The organism is Pseudomonas sp. NPDC089918 (assembly GCF_050280605.1).
In the GTDB taxonomy this organism is placed as follows: Bacteria; Pseudomonadota; Gammaproteobacteria; order Pseudomonadales; family Pseudomonadaceae; genus Aquipseudomonas.
In genome coordinates, this window is sequence record NZ_JBNNVP010000038.1 from 29661 (window position 1) to 56030 (window position 26370).

22 protein-coding genes are annotated in these 26370 nt (G+C 60.0%); 12 read left to right on the forward strand and 10 right to left on the reverse strand.

Annotated features, from left to right (window positions below; all coding sequences use genetic code 11):
• The 9 genes from murD (at position 1) to lpxC (ending at position 10485) form a co-directional block, all read left to right on the forward strand.
• The gene (gene murD, locus ACQKPC_RS23235) at positions 1–1347 is read left to right on the forward strand and encodes a UDP-N-acetylmuramoyl-L-alanine--D-glutamate ligase (protein ID WP_427626572.1); all 1347 of its coding nucleotides are present in this window, start codon (positions 1–3) and stop codon (positions 1345–1347) included.
• Positions 1344–2561: a putative lipid II flippase FtsW gene (ftsW, locus tag ACQKPC_RS23240; protein ID WP_123494465.1), complete on the forward strand. Its 1218-nt coding sequence runs from the start codon at positions 1344–1346 to the stop codon at positions 2559–2561. Before murD ends, ftsW begins: the two co-directional genes overlap by 4 nt.
• The gene (murG, locus tag ACQKPC_RS23245) at positions 2551–3621 is read left to right on the forward strand and encodes an undecaprenyldiphospho-muramoylpentapeptide beta-N-acetylglucosaminyltransferase (protein ID WP_007904335.1); all 1071 of its coding nucleotides are present in this window, start codon (positions 2551–2553) and stop codon (positions 3619–3621) included. The genes ftsW and murG overlap by 11 nt, the downstream gene beginning before the upstream one ends.
• Positions 3614–5074, forward strand: coding sequence for a UDP-N-acetylmuramate--L-alanine ligase (gene murC / locus ACQKPC_RS23250; RefSeq protein WP_008005018.1), 1461 nt, complete (start codon positions 3614–3616; stop codon positions 5072–5074). Before murG ends, murC begins: the two co-directional genes overlap by 8 nt.
• Positions 5071–6054 (forward strand): D-alanine--D-alanine ligase, encoded by a 984-nt coding sequence (locus ACQKPC_RS23255; RefSeq protein WP_192345504.1) that lies wholly within the window; start codon positions 5071–5073, stop codon positions 6052–6054. Before murC ends, ACQKPC_RS23255 begins: the two co-directional genes overlap by 4 nt.
• Positions 6055–6058: 4 nt before the next feature.
• Positions 6059–6925, forward strand: a complete 867-nt coding sequence (locus ACQKPC_RS23260; protein WP_007904320.1) for a cell division protein FtsQ/DivIB — start codon at positions 6059–6061, stop codon at positions 6923–6925.
• A gap of 15 nt (positions 6926–6940) precedes the next feature.
• Positions 6941–8200: a cell division protein FtsA gene (gene ftsA / locus ACQKPC_RS23265; protein WP_007904319.1), complete on the forward strand. Its 1260-nt coding sequence runs from the start codon at positions 6941–6943 to the stop codon at positions 8198–8200.
• A gap of 67 nt (positions 8201–8267) precedes the next feature.
• Positions 8268–9461 (forward strand): cell division protein FtsZ, encoded by a 1194-nt coding sequence (ftsZ, locus tag ACQKPC_RS23270; RefSeq protein ID WP_007904318.1) that lies wholly within the window; start codon positions 8268–8270, stop codon positions 9459–9461.
• Between the two features lie 112 nt (positions 9462–9573).
• Positions 9574–10485 (forward strand): UDP-3-O-acyl-N-acetylglucosamine deacetylase, encoded by a 912-nt coding sequence (gene lpxC / locus ACQKPC_RS23275; RefSeq protein WP_007904315.1) that lies wholly within the window; start codon positions 9574–9576, stop codon positions 10483–10485.
• 196 nt (positions 10486–10681) lie between these two features.
• Here the strand turns inward: lpxC and ACQKPC_RS23280 are convergent, their stop codons facing one another.
• The 5 genes from ACQKPC_RS23280 to ACQKPC_RS23300 form a co-directional block, all read right to left on the reverse strand.
• Positions 10682–12175: a sensor domain-containing diguanylate cyclase gene (locus tag ACQKPC_RS23280; protein ID WP_427626576.1), complete on the reverse strand. Its 1494-nt coding sequence runs from the start codon at positions 12173–12175 to the stop codon at positions 10682–10684.
• Positions 12176–12518: 343 nt separating this feature from the next.
• A complete protein-coding gene (locus ACQKPC_RS23285; RefSeq protein WP_427626578.1) occupies positions 12519–13883 on the reverse strand; it encodes a heavy metal sensor histidine kinase in 1365 nt (454 codons plus the stop codon).
• Positions 13873–14550 carry a heavy metal response regulator transcription factor gene (locus ACQKPC_RS23290; protein WP_427626580.1) on the reverse strand — a complete coding sequence of 226 codons (678 nt, stop codon included), beginning with the start codon at positions 14548–14550 and terminating at the stop codon, positions 13873–13875. The genes ACQKPC_RS23285 and ACQKPC_RS23290 overlap by 11 nt, the downstream gene beginning before the upstream one ends.
• Positions 14551–14559: 9 nt before the next feature.
• Positions 14560–17652, reverse strand: a complete 3093-nt coding sequence (locus ACQKPC_RS23295) for a multidrug efflux RND transporter permease subunit (RefSeq protein WP_427626582.1) — start codon at positions 17650–17652, stop codon at positions 14560–14562.
• Positions 17649–18809 carry an efflux RND transporter periplasmic adaptor subunit gene (locus tag ACQKPC_RS23300; RefSeq protein WP_427626584.1) on the reverse strand — a complete coding sequence of 387 codons (1161 nt, stop codon included), beginning with the start codon at positions 18807–18809 and terminating at the stop codon, positions 17649–17651. Before ACQKPC_RS23300 ends, ACQKPC_RS23295 begins: the two co-directional genes overlap by 4 nt.
• 609 nt (positions 18810–19418) lie before the next feature.
• Here ACQKPC_RS23300 and ACQKPC_RS23305 point away from each other — a divergent pair.
• The 3 genes from ACQKPC_RS23305 to ACQKPC_RS23315 all read left to right on the forward strand — a co-directional run bounded on the left by ACQKPC_RS23305 (position 19419) and on the right by ACQKPC_RS23315 (position 21616).
• Entirely contained in the window at positions 19419–19787 is a 369-nt protein-coding gene (locus tag ACQKPC_RS23305; RefSeq protein WP_427626586.1) for a DUF6124 family protein, read from the forward strand.
• Positions 19788–20073: 286 nt separating this feature from the next.
• On the forward strand, positions 20074–20331 hold the full coding sequence (locus ACQKPC_RS23310; protein WP_007905458.1) for a hypothetical protein: 258 nt from the start codon (positions 20074–20076) through the stop codon (positions 20329–20331).
• A 142-nt stretch (positions 20332–20473) separates the two neighbouring features.
• Positions 20474–21616 carry a transporter substrate-binding domain-containing protein gene (locus tag ACQKPC_RS23315; protein ID WP_427626588.1) on the forward strand — a complete coding sequence of 381 codons (1143 nt, stop codon included), beginning with the start codon at positions 20474–20476 and terminating at the stop codon, positions 21614–21616.
• A gap of 53 nt (positions 21617–21669) precedes the next feature.
• Here ACQKPC_RS23315 and ACQKPC_RS23320 read toward each other — a convergent pair whose 3' ends face one another.
• The 5 genes from ACQKPC_RS23320 to norR form a co-directional block, all read right to left on the reverse strand.
• Positions 21670–22419 (reverse strand): YkgJ family cysteine cluster protein, encoded by a 750-nt coding sequence (locus ACQKPC_RS23320; protein WP_427626590.1) that lies wholly within the window; start codon positions 22417–22419, stop codon positions 21670–21672.
• Between the two features lie 83 nt (positions 22420–22502).
• Entirely contained in the window at positions 22503–22829 is a 327-nt protein-coding gene (locus tag ACQKPC_RS23325; protein WP_427626592.1) for a hypothetical protein, read from the reverse strand.
• A gap of 178 nt (positions 22830–23007) precedes the next feature.
• Complete coding sequence (locus ACQKPC_RS23330; protein WP_427626594.1) at positions 23008–23466, reverse strand: GNAT family N-acetyltransferase; 459 nt, start codon at positions 23464–23466, stop codon at positions 23008–23010.
• A gap of 27 nt (positions 23467–23493) precedes the next feature.
• Complete coding sequence (locus ACQKPC_RS23335) at positions 23494–24396, reverse strand: chemotaxis protein CheV (protein WP_008072097.1); 903 nt, start codon at positions 24394–24396, stop codon at positions 23494–23496.
• Between the two features lie 291 nt (positions 24397–24687).
• Positions 24688–26241 carry a nitric oxide reductase transcriptional regulator NorR gene (gene norR / locus ACQKPC_RS23340; protein ID WP_427626596.1) on the reverse strand — a complete coding sequence of 518 codons (1554 nt, stop codon included), beginning with the start codon at positions 26239–26241 and terminating at the stop codon, positions 24688–24690.
• Positions 26242–26370: the final 129 nt, after the last annotated feature.

Sequence of the window (26370 nt, forward strand, 5' to 3'; positions counted from 1 at the left end):
GTGTCTCTGATCGCTTCTGACCACTTCCGCATCGTTGTCGGCCTCGGCAAGAGCGGCATGTCCCTGGTTCGCTTCCTGGCGAACCGGGGCGTGTCGTTTGCTGTCGCCGATACGCGGGAAAATCCACCGGAACTGGCCACGCTCAAGCGTGACTATCCGCACGTGGAAGTGCGTTGTGGCGAGCTGGACGTCGAATTCCTGTGCCGTGCCGACGAGCTCTACGTGAGCCCCGGCCTGGCGCTGGCGACCCCGGCCCTGCAGGCTGCCGCCGCCCGTGGCGTGAAGTTGTCCGGCGACATCGAGCTGTTCGCGCGTAACGCGAAGGCGCCGATTGTCGCCATCAGCGGTTCCAACGCCAAAAGCACCGTCACCACCCTGGTCGGCGAAATGGCGGCTGCGGCCGGCAAGCGTGTTGCTGTCGGCGGCAATCTCGGCACACCGGCGCTGGATTTGCTCAGCGACGACATCGAGTTGTACGTGATGGAGTTGTCGAGCTTCCAGCTCGAAACCACCGATCAACTCAACGCCGAAGTGGCGACCGTGCTCAACATCAGCGAAGACCACATGGACCGCTACAGCGGTCTGCCGGCCTATCACTTGGCCAAGCACCGGATCTTCCGGGGTGCCAGGCAGTTTGTGGTCAACCGTCAGGACGCCTTGAGCCGTCCGCTGATGGGCGAAGGTCAGCCGTGCTGGACCTTCGGTTTGAGCAAACCCGATTTCAAGGCCTTCGGGATCCGGGAAGAAGACGGCGAGAAATACCTGGCCTTCGAATTCCAGAACCTGATGCCTGTGCGCGAGTTGAAAGTTCGTGGCGCGCATAACCAGTCCAACGCTCTGGCGGCCTTGGCACTGGGGCATGCCATCGGCCTGCCGTTCGACGCCATGCTTTCGGCCCTGCGCAATTTCGCCGGGCTCGAGCATCGCTGCCAATGGGTACGCGAGCTGAATGGCGTGAGCTTCTACAACGACTCCAAAGCCACCAACGTCGGTGCTGCTCTGGCCGCCATCGAAGGCCTGGGCGCGGACATCGACGGCAAGCTGGTGCTGATCGCCGGTGGCGATGGCAAGGGCGCCGAATTCAAGGATTTGCGTGATCCGGTGGCGGCCAACTGCCGCGCCGTCATTTTGATGGGCCGTGATTCCGACAAGATCGGCGAGGCCATCGGCGATGCCGTGCCACTGATTCGCGTCGGCTCGCTGATCGAAGCGGTCGCGCAATGCCGCGCCATCGCCGAAAAGGGCGACGCGGTGCTGCTGTCCCCAGCCTGCGCCAGTTTCGACATGTTCAAGAACTACGAAGATCGCGGTCACCAGTTTGTCCGCGCCGTGGAGGACTTGGCATGAGCCTCCTGAATATCATCAAGCCGTACCCGTCGCCGATCATCACCGGGCGCGGCATCGACCTCGATTTCCCGATGCTCGCCGGTTGCCTGGCGTTGCTGGGCCTGGGGCTGGTCATGATTGCATCGGCATCCACTGAAGTGGCAGCGGTGCAATCGGGCAGTGCCCTGTATTACATGATCCGCCACCTTATCTACGTGGTGCTGGGACTTGGCGCCTGCATCGTCACCATGATGATTCCGATCGCTACCTGGCAACGCCTGGGCTGGCTGATGCTGATTGGTGCATTCGGTTTGCTGGTGATGGTGATCATCCCCGGCATTGGCCGTGAAGTGAACGGTTCGATGCGCTGGATCGGCTTCAGCTTTTTCAACGTTCAGCCTTCCGAGATCGCCAAGGTGTTCGTGGTGATCTACCTCGCCGGTTATCTGGTGCGTCGCCAGAAAGAAGTGCGTGAAAGCTGGATGGGTTTCTTCAAGCCGTTCATCGTTCTGCTGCCGATGGCGGGGCTGTTGCTGATGGAGCCGGACTTCGGTGCCACCGTTGTAATGATGGGGGCGGCTGCAGCGATGCTGTTCCTCGGCGGCGTCGGGCTGTTCCGTTTTTCCTTGATGGTTGTCCTGGCTGTCGGTGCGGTGGTGTTGTTGATTCAGATGCAGCCGTATCGAATGGCGCGACTGACCAACTTTGCGGACCCGTGGGCCGACCAGTTCGGTGCGGGCTATCAGTTGTCTCAAGCCTTGATCGCTTTCGGTCGCGGCGAATGGCTGGGCGTTGGCCTGGGCAACAGCGTGCAGAAACAGTTCTACCTGCCGGAAGCCCACACTGACTTCGTGTTCTCGGTCCTGGCCGAAGAACTGGGTGCCGTGGGTTCGTTGTGCACCTTGGCGCTGTTCGTCTTTGTCTGTATTCGTGGCATGTACATCGGTTATTGGGCCGAGAAGGCCAAACAATTTTTCGCCGCTTACATCGCGTATGGCTTGTCGTTCCTGTGGATCGGTCAGTTCCTGATCAACATCGGAGTGAACGTAGGCCTATTGCCGACCAAGGGGCTGACTCTGCCATTCCTCAGTTATGGCGGCAGTTCGTTGGTGATCTGCTGTGCCTGTCTTGGCTTGTTGCTGCGCATCGAGTGGGAGAGTCGAACCCACTTGGGCAGTGAAGAGATGGAATTCCATGAGAGCGACTTCGCCGAGGAGCCGAACCATGGGCGCTAACGTATTGATCATGGCTGGCGGCACCGGGGGCCACGTGTTCCCGGCACTGGCCTGCGCTCGCGAGTTCCAGGCCCGCGGTTACACCGTGCACTGGTTGGGCACGCCGCGCGGGATCGAGAACGATCTGGTGCCGGCGGCCGGCCTTCAATTGCATCGGATCAACGCCAGCGGTTTGCGCGGCAAGGGCAAATTGTCCCTGCTCAAGGCACCGTTCATGTTGCTCAAGTCGATCTGGCAGGCGCGGGCGATCATTCGTCAGCTGCGACCGGTGTGTGTGGTCGGCTTCGGTGGTTACGTGACCGGCCCCGGCGGCGTTGCAGCCAAATTGGCCGGCGTGCCGGTGATCGTTCATGAACAGAACGCTGTGGCCGGTACCGCCAATCGGTTGCTGGTGCCGTTGGCCGCCCGAGTCTGTGAAGCGTTCCCCGACACCTTTACCCTGTCGAACAGCCGTCGTACCACCGGTAACCCGGTGCGCACCGAGCTGTTCCTCGAAACACCGCGACCTGCCCTGGCCGGTCGCAAGGCGCGTTTGCTGATCCTGGGCGGAAGCCTGGGCGCAGAGCCGTTGAACAAGTTGCTGCCTGAAGCCCTGTCGCAAGTCGCTCCCGACCTGCGTCCGGACGTGTTTCATCAGGCCGGCAAAAACCACGATGAAGTGACTGCAGAGCGCTATCGCGCAGCTGGCGTCGAGGCGCAAGTGCAGCCTTTCATCAAAGACATGGCCCAAGCCTATGGCTGGGCCGACCTGGTGGTGTGCCGTGCAGGCGCATTGACCATCAGTGAACTGGCGGCTGCCGGTCTGCCCTCGATGCTGGTGCCTTTGCCCCACGCGATCGACGATCACCAGACCCGCAACGCCGATTATTTGGCCCGTGAAGGCGCTGCCTTCCTGATGCCGCAAAGAACGACTGGCGCAGCGGATCTTGCCGCTCGCCTGACAGAGGTCTTGATGCAACCGCAACGACTCAACGACATGGCCACCGCGGCACGCCGCCTGGCCAAACCCGATGCCACTCGTAACGTGGTCGATACCTGCCTGGAGGTGGCCCATGGTTGAGAACAAGAAAGCCATGCCGCACCCGGAAATGCGCCGCATCCGTCGCATCCACTTCGTCGGTATCGGCGGCGTGGGTATGTGCGGCATTGCCGAAGTGTTGCTGAACCTGGGCTATGAAGTGTCCGGTTCCGACCTCAAAGCATCGCCGGTGACCGAGCGCCTGGAATCCTTCGGTGCCCACATCTATATCGGCCACCGTGCCGAGAACGCCGCGAACGCCGATGTGCTGGTCACCTCCAGCGCTGTGAACACTTCCAACCCGGAAGTTGCCACCGCCCTGGAACGCCGGATTCCGGTGGTGCCGCGTGCCGAGATGCTGGCTGAGCTGATGCGCTACCGCCACGGCATCGCCGTCGCCGGTACCCACGGCAAAACCACCACGACCAGCCTGATCGCTTCGGTGTTCGCCGCCGGTGGCCTGGACCCGACATTCGTGATCGGTGGTCGTCTGAATGCCGCGGGCACCAATGCCCAGCTCGGCACCAGCCGCTACCTGATCGCCGAAGCCGACGAAAGCGATGCCAGCTTCCTGCATTTGCAGCCGCTGGTGGCCGTGGTCACCAACATCGATGCCGACCACATGGCGACCTACGACGGCGACTTCAACAAACTGAAGAAAACCTTCGTCGAGTTCCTGCACAACCTGCCGTTCTACGGTCTGGCAGTGGTGTGCCTGGACGATCCGGTGGTGCGTGAAATCCTCCCGCAGGTGAAACGTCCGACGGTCACTTACGGCTTTGGCGACGATGCCGATGTGCGTGCCATCAATGTGCGCCAACAAGGCATGCAGACCTTCTTTACCGTGCTGCGCCCTGATCGTGAGCCGCTGGATGTGTCGGTGAACATGCCGGGCAATCACAACGTGCTGAACGCGCTGGCGACCATTTGCATCGCCACCGACGAAGGCGTCAGCGATGAAGCCATCGTCCAGGGCCTGTCCGGGTTCCAGGGTGTCGGTCGTCGCTTCCAGGTGTACGGCGAACTGCCGGTTGAAGGTGGCAACGTGATGCTGGTGGACGACTACGGTCACCACCCGACCGAAGTCGCGGCCGTGATCAAAGCCGTGCGCGGTGGCTGGCCGGAGCGCCGTCTGGTGATGGTTTACCAGCCGCACCGTTACAGCCGCACCCGCGACCTGTACGACGATTTCGTCAATGTGCTGGCTGACGCCAACGTGTTGCTATTGATGGAAGTCTACCCGGCCGGCGAAGAGCCGATTCCGGGCGCCGACAGCCGCAAGCTGTGCAACAGCATTCGCCAGCGCGGTCAGCTCGACCCGATCTACATCGAGCGTGGCATCGACCTCGCACCAATCGTCAAGCCGCTGCTGCGTGCCGGCGACATTCTGTTGTGCCAGGGCGCCGGTGATATCGGCGGTCTCGCACCGAAACTATTGAACAGTCCGTTGTTCGCTGGCGCGGTTGCCGCGCCAAGCGTGGGGAAGTTGAAATGACTGCTGCTTACGCCAACCTCGTCTCCACTATCGCGCCGAAAGACTTCGGCCGTGTCGCCGTGCTGTTCGGCGGCAAGAGTGCCGAGCGTGAAGTCTCCCTGAAGTCGGGTAACGCGGTGCTCGATGCATTGCAAAGCGCCGGTGTGGATGCCTTCGGTCTTGATGTGGGCGATGACCTGCTGCAGCGTCTGCTGAACGAAAAAATCGACCGCGCCTTCATCATCCTCCACGGTCGTGGCGGTGAAGACGGCAGCATGCAGGGCCTGCTCGAATGCCTTGGCATTCCGTACACCGGCAGCGGCATTCTGGCCTCGGCACTGGCCATGGACAAACTGCGCACCAAGCAGGTCTGGCACAGCCTCGGGATTCCGACGCCACGCCATGCGGTACTGAGCTGCGAGGCCGATTGTATTTCGGCGGCCACGGAACTGGGCTTCCCTTTGATCGTCAAACCGGCCCATGAAGGTTCCAGTATCGGGATGGCCAAAGTGACCTCCGCGTCCGAATTGATCGACGCATGGAAAGCGGCCAGTACCTACGATTCGCAAGTGTTGGTCGAGCAATGGATTCAAGGTCCGGAGTTCACCATCGCCACCCTGCGTGACCAGGTGTTGCCTCCAATCGCCCTGGGCACAACCCACAGTTTCTACGACTACGACGCCAAGTACGTGGCTTCCGATACCCAGTACCGGATCCCGTGTGGCCTGGACAGCAACAAAGAAAAAGAACTCATGGACCTCACGGCCAAAGCCTGTGAGGCGCTGGGTATCGCCGGTTGGGGCAGGGCAGACGTGATGCAGGACGCCGACGGGCAGTTCTGGTTCCTGGAAGTCAACACCGCACCGGGCATGACCGATCACAGTCTGGTTCCGATGGCGGCCCGTGCCGCTGGCCTGGATTTCCAGCAACTGGTTCTGGCGATTCTGGCCGCCAGCGTTACCGGCAATGCTGCCGGTAACCAAGAGCCGACAAGAGGTTAAGACCATGCAAGGCGCTCAGCTACGTCATCAGCCTTCCGCACCCGGCCGCAAGCCGGTGCCGCGGGGTGCCAGCCGAATGGTGGCCAAAGAGCCGATGTCCGCGCGCCTGCCGAAAGCCAATTTTGGTTTTCTGAAAAGTCTGTTCTGGCCCGTGCTGTTGGTCGCGCTGGGGTTCGGCACTTATGAAGGCGCACAGCGTTTGCTGCCGTACGCCGACCGGCCGATCACCAAGATCGCGGTGCAGGGCGATTTGAGTTACATCAGCCAGCAAGCGGTGCAGCAGCGGATCGCCCCCTACGTGGCGTCGAGCTTCTTCACTATCGACCTGGAGAGCATGCGTACCGAGCTTGAACAGATGCCATGGATTGCCCACGCCGAAGTGCGTCGGGTGTGGCCGGATCAGGTGGTGATTCGCCTGGAAGAACAACTGCCGGTGGCCCGCTGGGGCGATGAGTCGCTGCTGAACAACCAGGGGCAGGCGTTCACCCCGCGCGAGCTGGCGAACTACGAACACTTGCCACAGCTGTTCGGCCCGCAGCGGGCCCAGCAGCAAGTGATGCAGCAATACCAGGTGCTGAGCCAGATGCTCAGGCCATTGGGCTTCTCGATTGCACGCCTGGAGTTGCGTGAACGAGGCAGTTGGTTCCTGACCACCGGCGCCGGCAGCGCGGGCCCGGGAATCGAACTGCTGCTGGGACGCGGCAAGCTGGTGGAAAAGATGCGCCGCTTCATTGCCATCTATGACAAGACGCTCAAAGAGCAGATTACGAACATTGCGCGCATCGATCTGCGCTACGCCAACGGCCTCGCTGTTGGCTGGCGGGAACCTGTAGCGCCCACGACAGCCCAACCCGCTGTCGCGAAGAATTAAGAAGAGGCAGGACCCATGGCAAACGTGCAAAGCGGCAAAATGATCGTCGGTCTCGATATCGGCACCTCCAAGGTGGTGGCGCTGGTCGGCGAGGTCTCGGACGACGGCACGCTCGAAATCGTCGGGATCGGTACTCATCCGTCCCGCGGCCTGAAAAAAGGCGTAGTGGTGAACATTGAGTCCACCGTCCAGTCGATCCAGCGCGCTATTGAAGAAGCGCAGCTGATGGCCGGTTGCCGGATTCACTCGGCGTTTGTCGGCGTGGCCGGCAATCACATCCGCAGCTTGAACTCCCATGGCATCGTGGCGATTCGTGATCGCGAAGTCAGCTCCGCCGACCTTGAGCGCGTTCTCGACGCTGCCCAGGCTGTGGCGATCCCGGCTGACCAGCGCGTTCTGCACACACTGCCGCAGGATTATGTGATTGATAACCAGGAAGGCGTTCGCGAGCCGCTGGGCATGTCCGGCGTGCGTCTGGAAGCCAAGGTTCACGTCGTCACTTGCGCCGTCAACGCCGCACAGAACATTGAAAAATGCGTGCGCCGCTGCGGTCTGGAAATCGACGACATCATTCTCGAGCAGTTGGCCTCGGCCTACTCGGTCCTGACCGACGACGAGAAAGAGCTGGGCGTGTGCCTGGTGGACATCGGCGGCGGCACCACCGACATCGCGATCTTCACCGAAGGCGCGATCCGTCACACCGCGGTGATCCCGATTGCGGGCGACCAGGTGACCAACGACATCGCCATGGCGCTGCGCACCCCGACCCAGTACGCCGAAGAAATCAAGATTCGCTACGCCTGCGCCCTGGCCAAACTGGCCGGTGCCGGTGAAACCATCAAGGTGCCGAGCGTCGGCGACCGTCCACCGCGCGAGCTGTCCCGTCAGGCCCTGGCCGAAGTGGTCGAGCCGCGTTACGACGAGCTGTTCACCCTGATCCAGGCCGAACTGCGTCGCAGTGGCTACGAAGACCTGATCCCGGCCGGCATCGTGCTGACTGGCGGTACGTCGAAGATGGAAGGCGCGGTGGAACTGGCCGAAGAAATCTTCCACATGCCGGTTCGCCTGGGCGTGCCGCATGGCGTCAAGGGCCTGGACGACGTGGTCCGCAACCCGATTTATTCCACCGGCGTTGGCCTGTTGATGTACGGCCTGCAGAAGCAGTCCGACGGGATTTCATTCTCGGGCATCGGCAGCCGCGACAGCTACAGCAATGACGAACCGAAAGTCGCCTTGCTCGATCGCTTCAAGAGCTGGGTACAAGGCAATTTCTAAAGCTTTACCGCAACACCGCTTCAAACAGCAGTAGGCGAAAAAACTAGAGAATGTAAGGAGAGGGAAAATGTTCGAACTCGTAGACAACATCCCCGCAAGCCCGGTAATTAAAGTTATCGGTGTTGGCGGTGGCGGCGGCAACGCTGTCAATCACATGGTCAAGAGCAACATTGAAGGCGTTGAATTCATCTGCGCCAACACTGATGCCCAAGCGCTGAAAAGCATCGGCGCGCGGACCATCCTGCAACTGGGCACCGGCGTGACCAAAGGCCTGGGCGCCGGCGCCAACCCTGAAGTAGGTCGTCAGGCCGCTCTCGAAGACCGTGAGCGCATTGCCGAAGTCCTGCAGGGCACCAATATGGTGTTCATCACAACCGGCATGGGCGGTGGTACCGGTACCGGTGCTGCGCCGATCATTGCCGAAGTGGCCAAGGAAATGGGGATCCTCACCGTTGCGGTGGTGACCCGTCCGTTCCCGTTCGAAGGTCGCAAGCGTATGCAGATCGCCGACGAAGGCATTCGTCTGCTGTCTGAAAGCGTCGACTCGTTGATCACCATTCCCAACGAGAAGCTGCTGACCATCCTCGGTAAAGACGCAAGCCTGCTGTCGGCTTTCGCCAAGGCCGACGATGTACTGGCCGGTGCCGTTCGCGGTATCTCCGACATCATCAAGCGTCCGGGCATGATCAACGTCGACTTTGCCGACGTGCGTACGGTGATGAGCGAAATGGGCATGGCGATGATGGGCACTGGCTGCGCCAGCGGTCCGAACCGTGCACGCGAGGCCACCGAAGCGGCCATTCGCAACCCGTTGCTCGAAGACGTGAACCTGCAAGGCGCACGCGGCATCCTGGTGAACATCACCGCCGGTCCTGACCTGTCCCTGGGTGAGTACTCCGACGTGGGTAGCATCATCGAAGCCTTCGCTTCCGAGCACGCAATGGTCAAGGTCGGTACCGTTATCGATCCGGACATGCGCGACGAGCTGCACGTGACTGTTGTTGCCACCGGTTTAGGCGCTAAAATCGAGAAGCCTGTGAAGGTCATCGACAATACCGTTCACACCTCGATGGCTTCCCAGCCACAACAACAAGCCCCTGTTCGTCAAGAACAGCCTGCGGTGAATTACCGTGACCTGGATCGTCCGACCGTCATGCGCAACCAGGCTCAGGCCGGTGCTGCGACTGCCGCGAAGATGAACCCGCAAGATGACCTGGACTACCTGGACATCCCGGCTTTCCTGCGTCGTCAGGCCGATTGATGAAATGTATCAGGGGTATTAGGGTGATTGGTGTTCAGCAAAGGTCTGGTCTGCTATCATCGCCAGCCTTTGTTGATACCAGTTCGCAATTTGCGCTGAAGCGGCCCATGCCATGATAAAACAACGCACCCTGAAGAATATTATCCGTGCCACAGGTGTCGGCCTGCACTCCGGGGAGAAGGTCTACCTGACCCTCAAGCCAGCGCCCGTCGACACCGGCATTGTGTTTTGTCGTGCTGACCTCGACCCTGTGGTGCAGATTCCTGCCCGCGCGGAAAACGTTGGCGAAACCACTATGTCGACCACGCTTGTTAGCGGTGACGTCAAAGTGGACACGGTGGAGCACCTGCTCTCGGCCATGGCTGGCCTGGGCATCGATAACGCCTACGTCGAGCTCTCCGCGTCCGAAGTCCCGATCATGGATGGTAGCGCTGGACCCTTCGTATTCCTGATTCAATCGGCCGGCCTGGAAGAACAGGACGCCGCCAAGAAGTTCATCCGGATCCTGCGGGAAGTGACAGTGGAAGACGGCGACAAGCGCGCCACTTTCGTCCCTTTCGAAGGTTTCAAAGTGAGCTTCGAGATCGATTTCGATCACCCGGTTTTCCGTGACCGCACACAAAGTGCAAGCGTGGATTTTTCCAGCACTTCGTTCGTAAAAGAAGTCAGCCGCGCCCGTACCTTTGGTTTCATGAGTGACATCGAGTACCTGCGCAAGCACAACCTCGCACTCGGCGGCAGCGTTGAAAACGCTATTGTGGTCGACGCGGATGGTGTACTGAACGAAGACGGCCTTCGCTATGAAGACGAATTCGTGAAGCACAAGATCCTCGATGCAATTGGTGACCTCTACCTGCTGGGCAATAGCCTGATTGGTGAGTTCAAGGGCTTCAAGTCCGGACATGCATTGAACAACCAGCTGCTGCGCAAGTTGATTGAGCAGACAGATGCTTGGGAAGTCGTGACTTTCGAAGACGCCAGCACTGCACCGATCTCTTACATGCGTCCTGTTGCGGCCGTGTAAGCAAAAAACCTCTCTAGTTTTTTAAAGGCTACCTTCGGGTGGCCTTTTTTTATGGCTTCGGGAAAGTGGTATTTTGTGGTGTCTGTCGGCCTCTTCGCGGGCAAGCCCGCTCTGCGTCGTGCCCGAATCCGCGTCAACCGCAGAACCTGTGGGAGCCGGGCTTGCCCGCGATAGGGCCAGCCGTCACAACGCAGATCTATGTAGCGACCACCCGATTCCGCCCACTTTCCTTGGCCTGATACAGCGCCTTGTCTGCCGTATACAACAACTGCTCCAGGCTGATATCGGATGCTGTCGTCCAGGTACTGATACCGATACTGACAGTAATCGGCGACGTATCGCCCCCCACCAACGGCAACTGCTCCACTGCTGCGCGGATGGTGTCGGCAATCTGTTGCGCGCCGACGCTGTCGGTTTCGGCCAGGATCACCGAAAACTCCTCGCCACCGTAACGGGCGACCAGATCCGCCGGCCGTCGAACATGGGTGCCGATCACTTTGGCCACCCAGCGCAAGGCATCGTCGCCGCCCTGATGGCCATGGCGATCGTTGAACGCCTTGAAGTGATCGACATCAATCATCAGCACCGACAATGGCAGACCGGAACGTTGGGCGCGAAACCATTCATGGTGCAAGGCCTGATCCAGGCTTCGACGGTTGGCCAGACCGGTCAAAGGGTCGGTAGCGGCCAGTTGTGCCAGTTCCTGCTCGGCACTTTGACGCCGACGCAATTCCCGGCAGAGCAACCAGGTCAGCCACAGCAAGCTCACACACAAGGCAATGGTCGCGAAGCTGACCACCACAGCAGTGCGCTTCCAGGCCGCAAAGACCTCATCACTGGACAGCGCAACGATGACAATCAGCGGCAGGTTCCCGACCTTGGAGAAGGTGTACAAGCGCTTGTCACGGTATCGATCGGACATGCTGGTGAAGCTGCCGTTTCCTTCTTTGACGATGCGTTGGAAATTGGGACGGTGACTGAAGTTTTTGCCGATCAGCTCTTCGGCCAGACGTGGTTGCTGAGCCAGAAGAGTCCCGTCCTTGCTGATCAGATTGACCGTGCTGTCGCGGCCGATGCTCAAACTGTTGAACAACTGATCGAAGTAACTCAACCGCATGGCGGCTTCGGCCACGCCCAGGAACTCACCCTGGGGGCCGTTCACCCGGCGACTGAAACTGATACGCCAATCCTGTTCGGGCAACCTGGCTCTGAAGGGGGGACTGATGAACATGCCCGGGTCCGGGTTGTTCACGTGAGACTGGAAGTATTCGCGATCGGCATAGTTGCCCTGCCTGGGCTCCACCGAGGCCGAGTCGGCGATCACGTCACCCTTGTTGTCGAGCAACAAAATGTTGCCCTTGTACGGCGCGGCAGTGGCGCGGTCGAAATAGGCCAGATGGCGAATGGCTGGAGAAACGCTCTTGAGGTCTTCTCGCTGGGAGGCAGCGATCAAACCCAGCAGGGACACATCATAGAGTTCGACATTGCGCAGCACGTCGGCGTCGATCAATTGCACGATATTGTTGGCGGCGCGAGCAGCGGACAATTCGGCATTGGCGCGTTCACGGATCAGCAGAAAGGTCACGATGCTGAGTATCGCAATCACCAACAACAAACTGCCGAGAACCAGAAGCCGCTCCGATCGTGTCGAACGGATCGGATGTTGAGATTTCGCACTGCTCACACTCATGGTTCTGACTTCTGCAAATAAGGCGTTATGAAAGTTCTTTTACAAGAATCGGGCAGAGTCCCAGAAACCGGTCGCGTTCAGAGCGCCTGTATAAATGCCGGATAAAAAAAAGGCCAGCAAAACATGCTGGCCTTTTGCTAATTGAAGCTTAGAAGACATTCAGCGGGTAGTCGATAATTACCCGGTGTTGGTGGTTTGGTAGTTTTGTGGCGAGGGGGCTTGCCCCCGTTGGGCTGCGAAGCGGCCCCTAAACCGCGTTACATCATGCACACCGCGCAAGCCCGTTTACGACTGCTTCGCAGCCGAACGGGGGCAAGCCCCCTCGCCACGGGATTCTGTGTGATCAGACCGGGAGGTAGATGCCGAAAGTATTCATCCCATGATCACTGCGCACAAACACATCCCCGCCATGCATCAGCGCAATCGCCTTGACGATTGCCAGCCCCAGGCCATGGTTGTTGCCACTGTTGCTGCGCGACGCATCGACCCGGTAGAAGCGCTCGAACAATCGCGGCAGGTGCTCATTGGCAATCGGCGACCCGGGGTTGGCGACGCCGATGCTGACCTGATGCTCTTCGACTTCGATCCGTACCTCAATCACTTGCCCGGGCTCGGTGTGCTGCACCGCGTTGCTCAGCAAGTTGATCAACGCCCGACGCAAATGGGCGATCTCGATCCGCACCTGCGCATCGCCACTGACCTCGACCTGAACCTGCGCATCCTCAAGGATGAAATCCAGATACTCCAGCGTCGTCGCCACTTCGTCGGCCAGTGAGGTAGACGTCAGTTTAGTGGCCTTGCTGCCCTGGTCGGCGCAGGCGAGGAACAGCATGTCGTTGATGATCGAGCGCAGCCGTTCGAGCTCTTCGAGGTTCGATTGCAGGACTTCGAAATAGTGTTCGGCCGAACGCCCGCGTGTCAGCGCAACCTGGGTCTGGCCGATCAGGTTGGTCAGTGGTGAACGCAGTTCATGGGCCACGTCGGCGTTGAACGATTCCAGCCGCGAGTAAGCCTGTTCGACCCGCTCCAGCGTGGCGTTGAACGAGCTGACGAACTGATTCAGTTCCGGTGGCAATGGCGACAGTTGCAGACGGCCGGACAGCCTGGGTGGCGCCAGGCGCTGGGCTTCCTGCGATAACTTGATCAGCGGCTTGAGGCCGATCCGGGCCACCCAGTAACCGAGTAGCGAGGCCAGTAATACACCCACGATCGCCAGGCTGATCAGGGCGACCAACAAGTGGTGCTGCGTCTCGTAAAAGGTTTCGGTGTTGATGCCGATCATGAAGCGTAGCGGTGGGCGCTGGTCCTTGGCTGGCAGCTCAGTGACCAGCACTTTCAGCGGGTACGGATGGTCGGGCAGCTCCATGTCGCGCATGCCCAATGGGCCTTGAGCGAAAGCGCGGATCGGCGCGTCGGGTTGGCCGTATTCATAACCGGGATTGCCGCTGACCACCCAAAAGCGGATGCGCTTGTCTTCTTCGCTCAGCAGCTTGAGCTTGGCGTTGATCTTCACCCAATGCTCGGGCGTGCCGTAACGGTTGAGCGCCGATTCGAGCACGCTATAACGCGCGTCCAGCTCGGCTTCGGGCAACAGGCCCAAACCCTTGTCGACCTGTTGATACAGCGCACCGCCGATCAACAGGAACACTAAAAGCGCCACCAGCGTAAACATCCCGCTCAGGCGCAGTGCGATCGAATTACTGGACACCACGGCTCTCCAGCACATAACCCATGCCACGAATCGTGTGCAGCAGTTTCTCGTCAAACGGCCCATCGAGTTTGGCCCGCAGGCGTTTGATCGCGACTTCGACCACGTTGGCGTCGCTGTCGAAATTGATGTCCCAGACCATCTCGGCGATGGCGGTTTTCGAGAGGATTTCCCCTTGCCGCCGCGCCAGCACGCTGAGCAGCGAAAACTCCTTGGCGGTCAGATCCAGGCGAGTACCGGCGCGGGTGGCCTTGCGGCTGATCAAATCTATCCACAGGTCGGCGATGCTCACCTGCACCGGTTCGTGGCCACCGCTGCGACGGGTCAGCGCTTGCAGGCGCGCCACCAGTTCGAGGAAGGAAAACGGTTTGCCGAGGTAATCGTCGGCACCATCGCGCAGGCCTTTGATGCGGTCTTCCACCCGCTCGCGAGCGGTGAGCATGATCACCGGCGTTTGTTTGCGTGCCCGCAGCGCACGCAATACGCCAAAGCCGTCGAGGCCCGGCAACATGACGTCGAGGACAATCACTGCGTAATCGCTTTCCAGCGCCAGGTGCAGGCCTTCGACGCCATCGCCGGCCAGGTCCACGGTGTAGCCCTGTTCCGTCAAACCACGGTGCAGATAGTCCGCGGTTTTTTCTTCGTCTTCGATAATCAGAACGCGCATGACCCCGCCTCAGTCTGTGGTCGCCATCGCCTGCAGCGGTGCGGGCTTAGGCCGATGGAATAGCCGCTCGAGCCACAAGTATATGACCGGCGTGGTGAACAACGTCAGCGCCTGGCTCACCAGCAAGCCGCCGACCACCGCGATGCCCAATGGCTGGCGCAGTTCGGCGCCAGTGCCGTAGCCGAGCATCAGCGGCAGGGCGCCGAGCAAGGCGGCGAGGGTGGTCATGATGATCGGCCGGAACCGCGTCATACACGCCTCATAGATCGCCTCTTCGGGAGGCAAGCCACGGTTACGTTGGGCGTCCAGCGCGAAGTCGATCATCAGGATGCCGTTCTTCTTGACGATGCCGATCAGCAGCACCAGCCCGATCAGCGCCATGATCGAAAAGTCCTGGCCGCAGATCCATAGCATGATCACTGCCCCGAGCCCCGCCGAGGGCAGGGTCGAGATGATCGTCAGCGGGTGCACGAAGCTTTCGTACAGAACGCCAAGAATGATGTACACCGCCACCAGCGCCGCCAGAATCAGCCACGGCTGGCTGGCCAGCGAACTCTGAAACGCCTGGGCTGCGCCCTGGAAATTACCGCTGATGGCCACCGGCATGCCGATGTCGGTCTTGGCCTGATTGAGCATGATCACCGCATCGCCCAACGCGACGCCCGGCGCCAGGTTGAACGACAGGTTGGCCGCCGGGAACATCCCGTCGTGAGCGATGGACAACGGGCCGATGGTTGGCGCATCGAATTTCGCCAGGGCCGACAGCGGCACCATTTCTCCGCTCAGCGGCGAGCGCAGGTAAAAATAATTGAGGCTTTCGGCCTTGCCGCGCTGCTTGGTGTCCAGTTCCAGAATGACGTTGTACTGGTTGGTCTGGGTCTGGAACTCGTTGATCTGCCGCTGGCCGAAGGCGTCGTACAGCGCTTCGTCGACATCACTGGCGGTCAGGCCGAAACGCGCCGCTGCACTGCGGTCGATGCTGATGTGGGTGATGCTGCCGCCCAGTTGCAGGTCATTGGAAATGTCGCGAAACGCCGGGTTGCCGCGCAGTTTTTCGGTCAGGCGCTGGGTCCAGGTGCTCAGGAGTGCCCCGTCGTTGCTCTTGAGCACGTATTGGTACTGCGCACGGCTCGGGCCGGAGCTGAGGTTGATGTCTTGCCCGGCGCGCAGGTACAACACGATGCCCGGGACTTTCATCAGTTGCGGGCGAATCCGGTCGATGAACTGGCTGGCGGACACGTCACGGTCGCCGCGTTTTTTCAGTGAAATCCAGAACCGTCCGTTGGCGATAGTCTGGTTGCTGCCCGCAACGCCGACCGAGTGTGAGAACGTCTCGACAGCGGGGTCGGCGGCGACGATTTCTGCCATTGCCAGGTGTTTTTTCACCATGTCGCCGTAGGAAATATCAGCGGCTGCTTCGGTGGTGCCAAGGACGAAACCGGTGTCCTGCACCGGGAAGAAACCCTTCGGAATGAAAATGTACCCGGCGATCGCCAGGCCGAGGGACAGGCCGAACACACCGATCATCAATTTCTGATGGGCGAGGGCGCGGCGCAGGCCTTTCTCATACAGCGCCAGCAAGCGCTCGCCGAAGCCCGATTGGCTGTGTTCCGGCGCACGCATGAATAGCGCGGCCAACGTCGGTGCGAGCGTCAGGGACACCACCACAGAAATCATGATGGTCGAGGTGGCGGTCAGGGCGAACTCCTTGAACAACCGCCCGACCACGCCGCCCATGAACAGCAGCGGAATGAACGCCGCCACCAGCGAGAAACTGATCGAGACCACGGTAAAACCGATCTCGCCGGCGCCCTTGATGGCCGCCTCGCGCATGCCGTCGCCGGCTTCCAGGTGACGGTGAATGTTTTCCACCACCACAATCGCATCGTCCACCACAAACCCGACGGACACTACGATCGCCACCAGCGTCAGGTTATTCAGGCTGAAGCCCATGATGTACATCAGGGCAAAACTGGCGATCAACGACACGCCGAGCACCGACGCCACGATCAGGGTCGCCGACAACTGCCGCAGGAACAGCGCCATCACCGCCACCACCAGCAGGATCGCGATCAGCAGAGTGACTTCCACTTCATGCAGCGAAGCGCGGATGGTCTGGGTGCGGTCGATCAACACCTTGACCTGCACCGATGCCGGCAGCATGGCCTCCAGCGTCGGCAGGGCCGCTTGAATACGGTCGACGGTCTCGACGATGTTGGCCCCCGGTTGCCGGAAAATCACCAGATTCACCCCCGGCTGACCGTCAGCCCAGGCCTGGATGTAGGCGTCTTCCGAACCGTTGACGACTTTGGCTACATCCTTGAGATGAACCGGTGCGCCGTCCTTGTAGGAAACAATCAACTGACCGTATTCCTGGGGGTGGAACAATTGGTCGTTGGTGGACAAGGTCGAAATGCTCGACTCGCCATACAACGCACCCTTGGCCAGGTTGAGGCTGGTTTGCTGGATCGCCAAGCGAATGTCCGCCAGGGTCAGGCCAATGGCGGCGAGTTTGTCCGCCGAGGCCTGCACGCGGATCGCCGGACGCTGCTGACCGGTGATGTTGATATTGCCTACGCCGTCGATCTGGCTGATCTGACGGGCGAGCAGGGTTTCCACCAGGTCACTGACTTCGGTGCCGGGCATTTGCGGCGAATTGATGCTGAGGATCAGCACCGGGCTGTCGGCCGGGTTGACCTTCCTCCAGTTCGGCAGGTTCGGCATGTCTTTGGGCAGTTTGCCGGCTGCGGTGTTGATCGCGGCCTGGACTTCCTGCGCGGCGGTGTCGATGCTTTTGTCGAGGGTGAATTGCAAGGTCAGGATGGTCGAGCCCAGGGCGCTGCTTGAGGTCATCTGGGTCACGCCGGGGATGGCGCTGAATTGCACTTCAAGTGGTGTGGCCACCGACGAGGCCATGGTTTCGGGGTTGGCGCCGGGCAGTTGCGCGGCCACCTGGATGGTCGGGAATTCTGCTTCCGGCAGTGGCGCAATCGACAGTCGCGGAAAGGCGATTACCCCCAGCAACACCAAGGCAAAGGTCAGCAGGACCGTCGCCACCGGATGATCGATGCACCATGCTGAAATCGAGCCATGGCCCTTCATGGTTTCGGCTCCGATTGCACCATTTGCGGCGGGTCGGTCACTACCTGCACGGTCGAACCAGGTTTGAGCCTCGACTGGCCATCGCTGACCAGCACATCACCCGGTTTCACGCCTTTGATGAGGTCCTGGCCGCTGCCTTGATAAACCATCTGCACCTGAACGGCTTCGACCTTGTCGCCATTGACCCGGTAGACGAAATGTTGATCGAGGCCACGTTGTACGACGGTGGGTGGCACCACCAGCGCATTTTTATCCAGTGCTGTCTGAATTTTTACCGTTACCAGCAGGCCCGGCCAGAGTTTCTGTGCGGGGTTGGCGAACTCGGCCTTGGCGCGGATGGTCCCGGTGTTGGCGTTGATCTGGTTGTCGATCAGGGTCAGATGACCTTCGCCCAGAAGGTTGCCGGTTTCGCCGTCGGTGTCGGCACCGATGTAAGCCTTGACCGGCGTGTGCTGGGGATCGTTGATCAGGCCTTGCAGGGTCGGCAACAGGTGTTGCGGCAGGGAAAATTCCACGGCGATCGGGTCTATCTGGGTCACGGTGAACAAGCCTTGGGTGTCAGTCATTCGCAGGAAATTGCCTTCATCCACTGTGCGAATACCGACGCGACCGGTGACCGGGGAGCGAATCTGTGTGTAAGAAAGCTGCACCAGAGCGGCGTCGATCGATGCCTGATTGCCTTGGGCGGTGGCTTTGAGTTGGTTGACCAGGGCTTGTTGCTGGTCATAGGTCTGCTTGGACACGCCGTCGTCGACGCTCAGCAGTTTGTAACGTTTGAGGTTGACCTGCGCCACTTGCAGTTGCGCCTGGCTTTCGCCCAGTTGCGCCCGGGCCTGGTCGAGGCTGGCGCGGATCGAGCGGTCGTCGATGGTGGCCAGCAGATCACCTTTGTTCACCAGTTGGCCTTCCTTGACCAGCAGTTTGGTGAGGATGCCGTCGATCTGCGGGCGCACGACCACGCTATGCAGCGAAAGCACCGAGCCAATGCCACTGATGTAGCGGGGCACGTCTTTTTCGGCGACGCTGATCACTCGCACGGGGATGGCGGTGGAGGGGGCCAGTTTGGTCGTGGCGGGTTTGGCGGCATACCACACGCCCAGGGCTGCCAGGGTGATCAGAAGGGCGGCGAACAGGGCGTTTTTTTTATGAATTCGCATGCGAGTGGGGCGCCGGGCAGAGTGGTCGGAGTTTTGTCAGGCTTATACCTTCCTTTATAAACCTGTTAGCCCGTCAGGAGAGTGACTGGTAACTGACGGCGCTGTCAGTTTGGACCTCTTTGGATTGATGCTGATTCCCCATGATCAAAAGATCGCAGCCTCGTCTCACTCGACAGCTCCTACAGTCATCAGTGTCAGACGAATTCGGTGTCAGACGTGGGATTGATCGTTCTCACGCTCCCGCGTGGGAATGCTGCCAGGGACGCTCCGCGTTCCGCTTTGAATGTTTAACGGATGTGTCAAAACATGGAACTTTCCCACGCATTTTTCAGGTTGTCGGTCGGACGCGGGCCCAATAACCTTTGGCTGTCGCTGACAACTCAGCGATCGGGTGTGAGATCCCCGGCAACTAGTATGCATCTAGCGCCAATGCCACCATAATTGGCGCCAGCTTATCCGCTGCCTGTAAATGCGTTATGGCAGCTGTGTGCGGGCAGACTTCGGTCTGGCCGGTTGCCTGCTCCGGTGGATCTCACTCTGCACATAGCTGCCACCTCCTCGTCGCTTGAGATCCGGCGAGTGGTGGCACCCATTTCAGCAGGAGTTTGTATGGATAAGTTAATCCCCGACCCACCCTTCAACACCACCACCACCAACGCCGAAGCCTCGCGCACCGAAGAATTACTCAAAGACCGCGAAGCCATAAAACGCGCCCTCGATTACTACCTCGATCCCCCGGCGCCATACACCGAAAAAGAACGTCGCCCCAGCACTCTGTTCATGGTTGTCCCTAATGCCAACACCGAAAGCCTGCTGGCCCACGCCTGTGAATCGTTGGCCTCAGCGAGTGTCCTGGCCAGCGATTTCGCCAACAACCTGACCGGCCCGCAGCGCCACACGGCGTTGGCGATCCAGCAGGTCATCATGCTGGCGGAGTTGGTAGTGAATCGGGCGCTGGATAACGTCGATCCGGCGTAGACCGCGTTATCGTTCATCGCGAGCAGGCTCGCTCCCACAGGATTTGTGTCATACACAGATTTTGTATATGACCGCTCCCACAGGGTTCATCGTCGTTCGCAGATTCGGTGTACGACACAATGCACCTGTAGGAGCGAGGCTTGCCCGCGAAGGCGACAGGTCTGTCAGCACAAAACCCGACGGACTCGCTTGCGGCGTGAAGCTTGCGGCTCCCGACACAGGTATACTGCCGCCTTTCGCGGCTCGCCTACCGGGCCCGACTCTTTAAGCATCACCCGGAGCTTTCATGACTTCCCCGACACAACCGCCGGTTGCCGACGCTTTGAGCGACGACCAGGCAGACCTGCCAGACAGCGTCGACTCCAGCGCAGACAGCGAAACCAAAGCGGCGATCCCAGCGTTCAAGTTTCCGTTCAAACCAGGTGAATTGGCTGCGGCGAAGAATGCCAGCCAGCCTTGGTACAAGAATGGCGCGAAGAATGGCCATACCAAGACTCCCGGCGCAGCACCTCCCGGCACGCGTCGTTCGATGGGTAAACGCTGATAGTCAGGTATTTTGTTGGCGGGTAACTATTCCTCCCTCCAATGAGACAGTTCCCACAAGGACGCGCGATTACTCCTCTAGGAAAGACTGTTGTCATTCATCAAGAATTCACGCCCTGTGAATTTTTGATGAAGGTCGCCAGATGTCTCTGCTGAAAAACCTGTCCCTGCTCTCTCTGATGGCCCTGACCACCGGCTGCGTGTCCTCTGCGGTCGATCCGCAGATCCGCTTCGGGGTCGAAGCCCTGGTTCCACCGTTCGAGAGCCGTAACGACAAAGGTGAGCTAGTCGGATTGAACATCGAGTTGGGCAACGCACTGTGTGCTGAGCTCCAATCCCGCTGTGTCTGGATCGATCAGGATTACGCGACTAACCTCCATGCCCTTGAAGCCGGCCGCTTCGACGTGATCATGCCGATGACAGCTACACAGGCGCGGCGCGAGCGGGTCGATTTCACCGACAATCTTTATCCCCTGAGTAGCCGTCTGGTAGCGCGCAAAGGCGCGACGTTGCAACCGGATGTGCAATCGCTCAAAGGCAAGCGTATCGGCGTCCTGGCGGGCACCAGTCGTGAAGCGTTCGCCAAGGCGCGTTGGGCGGACGCAGGCGTAACGGTGCGCAGTTTTCAATTCAACAATCAGTTGATTGCCAGTCTTCTGGCGGGCGAGATCGATGCCACCCTGCAAGACTCCATCGAAATCACTCAAGCCTTGCTAAGCCAACCTCAAGGACAGGCGTTCGACTTTGCCGGTCCTGCCCTCAACGATCCGATGCTGGGCAATGGTGTGGCGATGGCTGTGCGCAAAAGCGACACCCGCTTGCGCGATAACCTGAATGCGGCCCTTGAGCGTCTCAAGCAAAATGGCCAGTACCAAGCGATTACCGAGCGCTACTTGCCGCCAGCAGTACCCGATTCACCACGTTACTTTCCGAATGAAGAAGGCTTGCCATTTTCCGATGCGGTACAGGCCGGTGAGACCCTTTATCTTTCCGGGATGCTCGGTCTGGATGCTGATGGCCAACTGGTCAAGGGCGGGATTGGCCCGCAAATGACCCAGGCCATGGAGAACCTGCGCACCGAACTGCAACGTCGAGGCTCATCCCTCGCTCATGTGGCCAAATGCACGGTCATACTTGCCGATATCAAAGACTTCGATGCCATGAATGCGGTTTACCGCCGGACTTTCCCAGCCGATCGCCTACCTGCCCGGACAACGTTCGCGGCTAAAAAACTGCTGGCGAATGCTCGGGTGGAAGTCGAATGCCTTGCGGTTGCTGCTCGCTGACTCATCATCAGACAAGCCACTGTGCAACTAAAGTTGTGCAGTGGTTGGGTGTTTCAGGCTGCCCGCAACGAAATAAACGCATAGCTAACCGGTGTGTCGGTTGCCACCTGTGCGCCCGCCGCCTGCACTTGCCCGGCAATATCCTCACCCGACACGTGAAACAGCCAATCACTGCTCGACTCCATCTGCGATTGTGCTGAAATCTGATCGATAACCGTGGCAAACGCGTTCATATCCGGCAAATAAGCGGTAAATCCATCGCCCTTCAACGCTGTCGTCCGAATCCCCAATAACGCGCAAATCGCCTCCTTGGTCTGAATCTCATCGCGATCGGCCTGACGGGAGCGCTGGATCAATCCCGTCAGTTCCTGATCCACCAGCTCACCCCCGATGATCAAATCCGGCCCTGTTACCCAGGACTCGGGCGGGCATTCCTTGATAGATGGGTTGAGCGGGATGTGCGGGTTGATTTCCATCGGATAGATGCGGCACACCAGCGGTCGGCGTTCGTAGATGCGGCAGAGGTTGTCGTCGTCAAGATTCCGGCAGGGGCCGACGTTGTACGCGGCAAAGGTGATCGCCACATGCGCCTCACAGGCGCCGCTTCGAACCACCACCGAACGGCGTTCGGCGTGTTCACGTTGCTGCGCGGGCAGGCCCAGGCCATTGGCGAGGAAGGCCTCCACCAGCACGATCACCTGTCCGCCATCGGCCGCCCACATCCGGGCTTCGGCCAGTGTCAGGGGCACGTGGTGGTCGTTGCAGCATTTGCCACAACCTACGCAGGAAAACGTTGTATTCATTGAACGGCCAGTCACCTGTGAGGGCATGAAATGGCGACAAAAAGCCACCGCAAGGGCCTGTGCCGAAGCAAGTTATGCGCCAGTCACTGCGCTTTTGCTGTTGGGCGGATGGAGTCCCACTCGGTTATGTAGGCGGTTTTGCTTTTCTTGTTGTAGAGGCACAGCTCGGTGCCTTGCTGGCCTTTCATGTGTTTTTGCGGGTACTGGCCTTGCAGCAGGAGCGCGGTATAACCGACCCGGTCATCGAACTGCGCGGCGTTGCCGACGGGTTTGGCGTTCTTCAGGCCGCTGGCCTTGGTGCAACTGGCGAGCACGGCTTTGTCGTAGGCGGCCCAGGCGTCGGGGCTGGAGGCGTGGGCTTGGGTGGCTAGGGCGGTGAGGCAGAGGAAGGTCAGGGTTGTAGCTTTCATGGTTTGGGCATCCTTGGCGTGTAGTGGCCGAGGTCAGGAGTATGTCTGATGGATCGATGTTGGTTGTGCCGGCCTCTTCGCGAGCAAGCCCGCTCCCACAGTTGATTTGCGTCGTACACCGAATCTGTGAACGACGACGAACCACTGTGGGAGCGGGCTTGCTCGCGAAAGCGGTGTGTCAGACAGGCACGGGCTCCCGACGGACCACATACATCCCGGCACTTTCATACAAACGCTGGGCCCGAAGGTTGTTTTCCAGCACCTTCAGATCCACAAAGCCTTCGCGGCGTTGCTGAAACACGTTGAAAGCATTTAGCAGCAGCGCACGGCCAAGTCCGAGGCCTTGAGCGCGCGGATGCACCACCAGGCTCTTGATGTAGGCACTGGTCCAGCACTGGGCAACGCCGACGATTCCTTCGGCGTCGAACGCGATGAAGCACAGGGACGGATCGTATTCGGGATCGGTTTCGAAACGCTGTTGCCAGACTTCCAGCGCCGGTACGCGACCGCCACCTTCTCGATAGCCGAGTTCCATCAAGTGATGGACGGCTTCGGCGAGTTCAGGACGGTACTCGGTCAACTCAATGCCATTTGGCCAAGTGCAAGGCGGCACATCCTCAGCGAGGTTGCGCCGCATCAGAAAACAAAAGTCCTCGGCCACAACTCAGTGACCTTGTTCAGTGACGGCCCTGGCCGCCGCGATCAGGCATTTGGTCAGTTCCGGTGAGGAGAATTTGGTCAGCACCGCGTTGGCCCCGGCCAGTCGAGCCTTCTCGCTGTTCATCGCGCTGTCCAGCGAGGTGTGCAGCAACACATAGAGGTGCGAGAAGTCGGGGGTTTCGCGCAGTGTGCGGGTGAGGGCATAACCGTCCATTTCCGACATTTCGATATCGGAGACGATCAGATTGATCTGCTGGGCAGTGCCTTGCAGGTCCAGCAGGCAGTCGATGGCTTCCTTGGCGCTGCGAGCGGTGTGGCATTGCAGACCGAGGTTGCGCAGGGTGTGCACCGATTGTTGCAGGGCGACCTGGCTGTCATCGACCACCAGGATTCGCGCGTTGCCAAGGACTTCGGCGTCTTCCATGCTCAACTCGGTGGGGGCCGTTTCGATCTGTGCCGGAGCGATGCCGTGGATGACCTTTTCGATGTCCAGCACCTGCACCAAAGTGCCGTCGACCGATGTCACGCCAGTGATATACGAGCGCACGCCGCCGGAGCCGAAGGGTGGTGGACGGATGTCGGTGGTCAGACAATGGACGATCTTGCTCACCGCCTGAACGTGCAGGCCCTGCTTGGAGCGGCTGACGTCGGTGACGATCAGGCAGCCACCGTTCGGGTCCTCCAGTGGTCGTTCGCCGATGGCGCGGCTCAGGTCGATCACCGACAGCGATGCGCCACGCAGGGTGGCGATACCTTTGACGTGGGGGTGCGACTCCGGCAGCTTGGTCAGCGGCGGGCAGGGGATGATTTCGCTGACTTTCAGCAGGTTGATCGCCATCAGCTTGCCGCTGCGCAAGGTAAACAGCAGAAGCGAAAGTGAATCTGCGCGGGCTTTGTTGGAAGACATAAAAACCTTCTGTGGAAAAAGGTGATGGGCGATTGTGAAGATCGCCAACAGCTATCGATGCCGGGTTATCGACTTGTCGGGGGCAGGCTTTAGGGGAAATGCCCACTGCCAGCCAAACGGTGAACCCCTGTGGCGAGGGAGCTTGCCTGTGGCGAGGGGGCTTGCCCCCGTTGGAGTGCGAAGCGCTCCCGTTTTTTTTTCAAGACTAACCTAATCACGTTTCACGACCGCTTCGCGGCCGAACGGGGGCAAGCCCCCTCGCCACAGAAGTACCTAACCATGATGTCGGGGTTACTTCATCCCCAACCGCTTGGCCATCCGTCCAAGGTTCGCCCGATCCAGACCCAGCTCCCGCGCCGCGCTGGCCCAGTTGTTCTGGTGCCGTTGCAGGCAAGCGCTGATCAGTTGGCGCTGATAATGCTCGGTGGCCTCACGCAAATCCCCTGCAATTAATGCAGCCGCCGGTGCCGCAACCACCGGTTCTGGCGCGGGTTCAACGCTGCCATTGGGTAAGTCCAGATCTGCCGCACTCAAACTGAGAATCTTCGGCCGTTGCTTGCAGTTACCCAACGCCTTCAATGCACTGCGACCAATCAAATGCTCCAGTTCCCGCACGTTCCCCGGCCAGTCATACGCCAATAGTGCCGCTTGCGCATCACTGGTCAGGCGCAGGCTGTTGAGGCCCATGCGTGAGCGGTTTTGTTCCAGGAAGTAGCCGCTGAGCAGCAGCACATCCCGACCGCGATCGCGCAGTGCGGGCACCAGCAGCGGGTAAACGCTCAAGCGATGATAGAAGTCGGCACGGTAGCGACCGCTGCGCACTTCTTCAGCCAGGTCACGGTTGGTCGCGGCGATCAATCGCACGTCGACCTGATGTTCCTGGTCCGACCCCAGCCGCTGCAATTGCCCGCTCTGCAGCACTCGCAGCAATTTGGCCTGCACCGTCAGCGACAGTTCGCCGACTTCATCGAGGAACAACGTACCGCCATTGGCCAGCTCGAACTTGCCGCGCCGATCATTCGTCGCGCCGGTGAAAGCCCCGCGCACATGGCCGAACAATTCGCTCTCCACCAGCGTGTCTGGCAGGGCGGCGCAATTGAGGCTGATGATCGGTTTATCGGCCCGTGGGGACGCTGCGTGGATAGCCTGGGCCACCAGCTCTTTGCCAACTCCGGTTTCGCCGGTGATTAGCACCGTCAGGTCGCTGCCGCCCACCAGGCTGATCTCTTCCACCAGTCGTTTGTAAGTCTTGCTCTGGCCGATCATTTCGCGGTTCTGTTGGCCGCTGGCCTGACGGTAAACCTCGGCGCGCTGATGTTCGTCCTCGACGCGGTTGGCCAGCCGCTCGATGCGCTCGGCGGCGTTGACCGTGGCGGCGGCGAGGCTGGCGAAGGCTTGCAGAGCGTCCAGTTCGATCGGTTCAAAACGTTCAGGGTCGAGCGCGTCGAGAGTCAACAAACCCCACGGGCGCTCGTCGATAAACAGCGGGCAGCCCATGCAGTCGTGAACTTCCAGGTGATCGTGAAGACCATCGACCAGGCCGTCATAAGGATCGGGCAAATCACTGTCGGCGGCGAAGCGAGTCGGGCCGGGGCTGCTGAGCAACGCTTCGAAGCGCGGGTGTTCGCTGACCTTGAAACGTCGGCCGAGGGTGTCGGTGCTCAACCCGTCCACCGCCAGCGGCACCAGCCATTCGCCATCGAGTCGCAGCAGGGCCGCGGCGTCGCACGGGAGCAGGGCGCGCATGGCTTCGAGCAAGCGTCGGTAGCGCTCGCCTTCGGGCAGTTCGCGGGACAGGTCGGAGACCAGGGGCAGCAACGTCGTGAGCAGTAATTTTGCAGTCATAATGACTCCGTGTAGTCGGTGTGACTATAAAGCGTTGCGTGTCGATATGACTACTATGTTTTTAACTTAATGATTTATAAGGTTTTAATTGTTGGCATGGAAACTGATACGTAAAGGTTATTCATATAA

Coding starts and splice junctions, on each gene's coding strand:
- ftsW (WP_123494465.1), top strand. CDS start 1,344: ATGAGCCTCCTGAATATCATCAAGCCGTACCCGTCGCCGATCATCACC.
- murG (WP_007904335.1), top strand. CDS start 2,551: ATGGGCGCTAACGTATTGATCATGGCTGGCGGCACCGGGGGCCACGTG.
- murC (WP_008005018.1), top strand. CDS start 3,614: ATGGTTGAGAACAAGAAAGCCATGCCGCACCCGGAAATGCGCCGCATC.
- ACQKPC_RS23255 (WP_192345504.1), top strand. CDS start 5,071: ATGACTGCTGCTTACGCCAACCTCGTCTCCACTATCGCGCCGAAAGAC.
- ACQKPC_RS23260 (WP_007904320.1), top strand. CDS start 6,059: ATGCAAGGCGCTCAGCTACGTCATCAGCCTTCCGCACCCGGCCGCAAG.
- ftsA (WP_007904319.1), top strand. CDS start 6,941: ATGGCAAACGTGCAAAGCGGCAAAATGATCGTCGGTCTCGATATCGGC.
- ftsZ (WP_007904318.1), top strand. CDS start 8,268: ATGTTCGAACTCGTAGACAACATCCCCGCAAGCCCGGTAATTAAAGTT.
- lpxC (WP_007904315.1), top strand. CDS start 9,574: ATGATAAAACAACGCACCCTGAAGAATATTATCCGTGCCACAGGTGTC.
- ACQKPC_RS23280 (WP_427626576.1), bottom strand. CDS start 12,175: ATGAGTGTGAGCAGTGCGAAATCTCAACATCCGATCCGTTCGACACGA.
- ACQKPC_RS23290 (WP_427626580.1), bottom strand. CDS start 14,550: ATGCGCGTTCTGATTATCGAAGACGAAGAAAAAACCGCGGACTATCTG.
- ACQKPC_RS23295 (WP_427626582.1), bottom strand. CDS start 17,652: ATGAAGGGCCATGGCTCGATTTCAGCATGGTGCATCGATCATCCGGTG.
- ACQKPC_RS23300 (WP_427626584.1), bottom strand. CDS start 18,809: ATGCGAATTCATAAAAAAAACGCCCTGTTCGCCGCCCTTCTGATCACC.
- ACQKPC_RS23305 (WP_427626586.1), top strand. CDS start 19,419: ATGGATAAGTTAATCCCCGACCCACCCTTCAACACCACCACCACCAAC.
- ACQKPC_RS23310 (WP_007905458.1), top strand. CDS start 20,074: ATGACTTCCCCGACACAACCGCCGGTTGCCGACGCTTTGAGCGACGAC.
- ACQKPC_RS23315 (WP_427626588.1), top strand. CDS start 20,474: ATGTCTCTGCTGAAAAACCTGTCCCTGCTCTCTCTGATGGCCCTGACC.
- ACQKPC_RS23320 (WP_427626590.1), bottom strand. CDS start 22,419: ATGAATACAACGTTTTCCTGCGTAGGTTGTGGCAAATGCTGCAACGAC.
- ACQKPC_RS23325 (WP_427626592.1), bottom strand. CDS start 22,829: ATGAAAGCTACAACCCTGACCTTCCTCTGCCTCACCGCCCTAGCCACC.
- ACQKPC_RS23330 (WP_427626594.1), bottom strand. CDS start 23,466: ATGCGGCGCAACCTCGCTGAGGATGTGCCGCCTTGCACTTGGCCAAAT.
- ACQKPC_RS23335 (WP_008072097.1), bottom strand. CDS start 24,396: ATGTCTTCCAACAAAGCCCGCGCAGATTCACTTTCGCTTCTGCTGTTT.
- norR (WP_427626596.1), bottom strand. CDS start 26,241: ATGACTGCAAAATTACTGCTCACGACGTTGCTGCCCCTGGTCTCCGAC.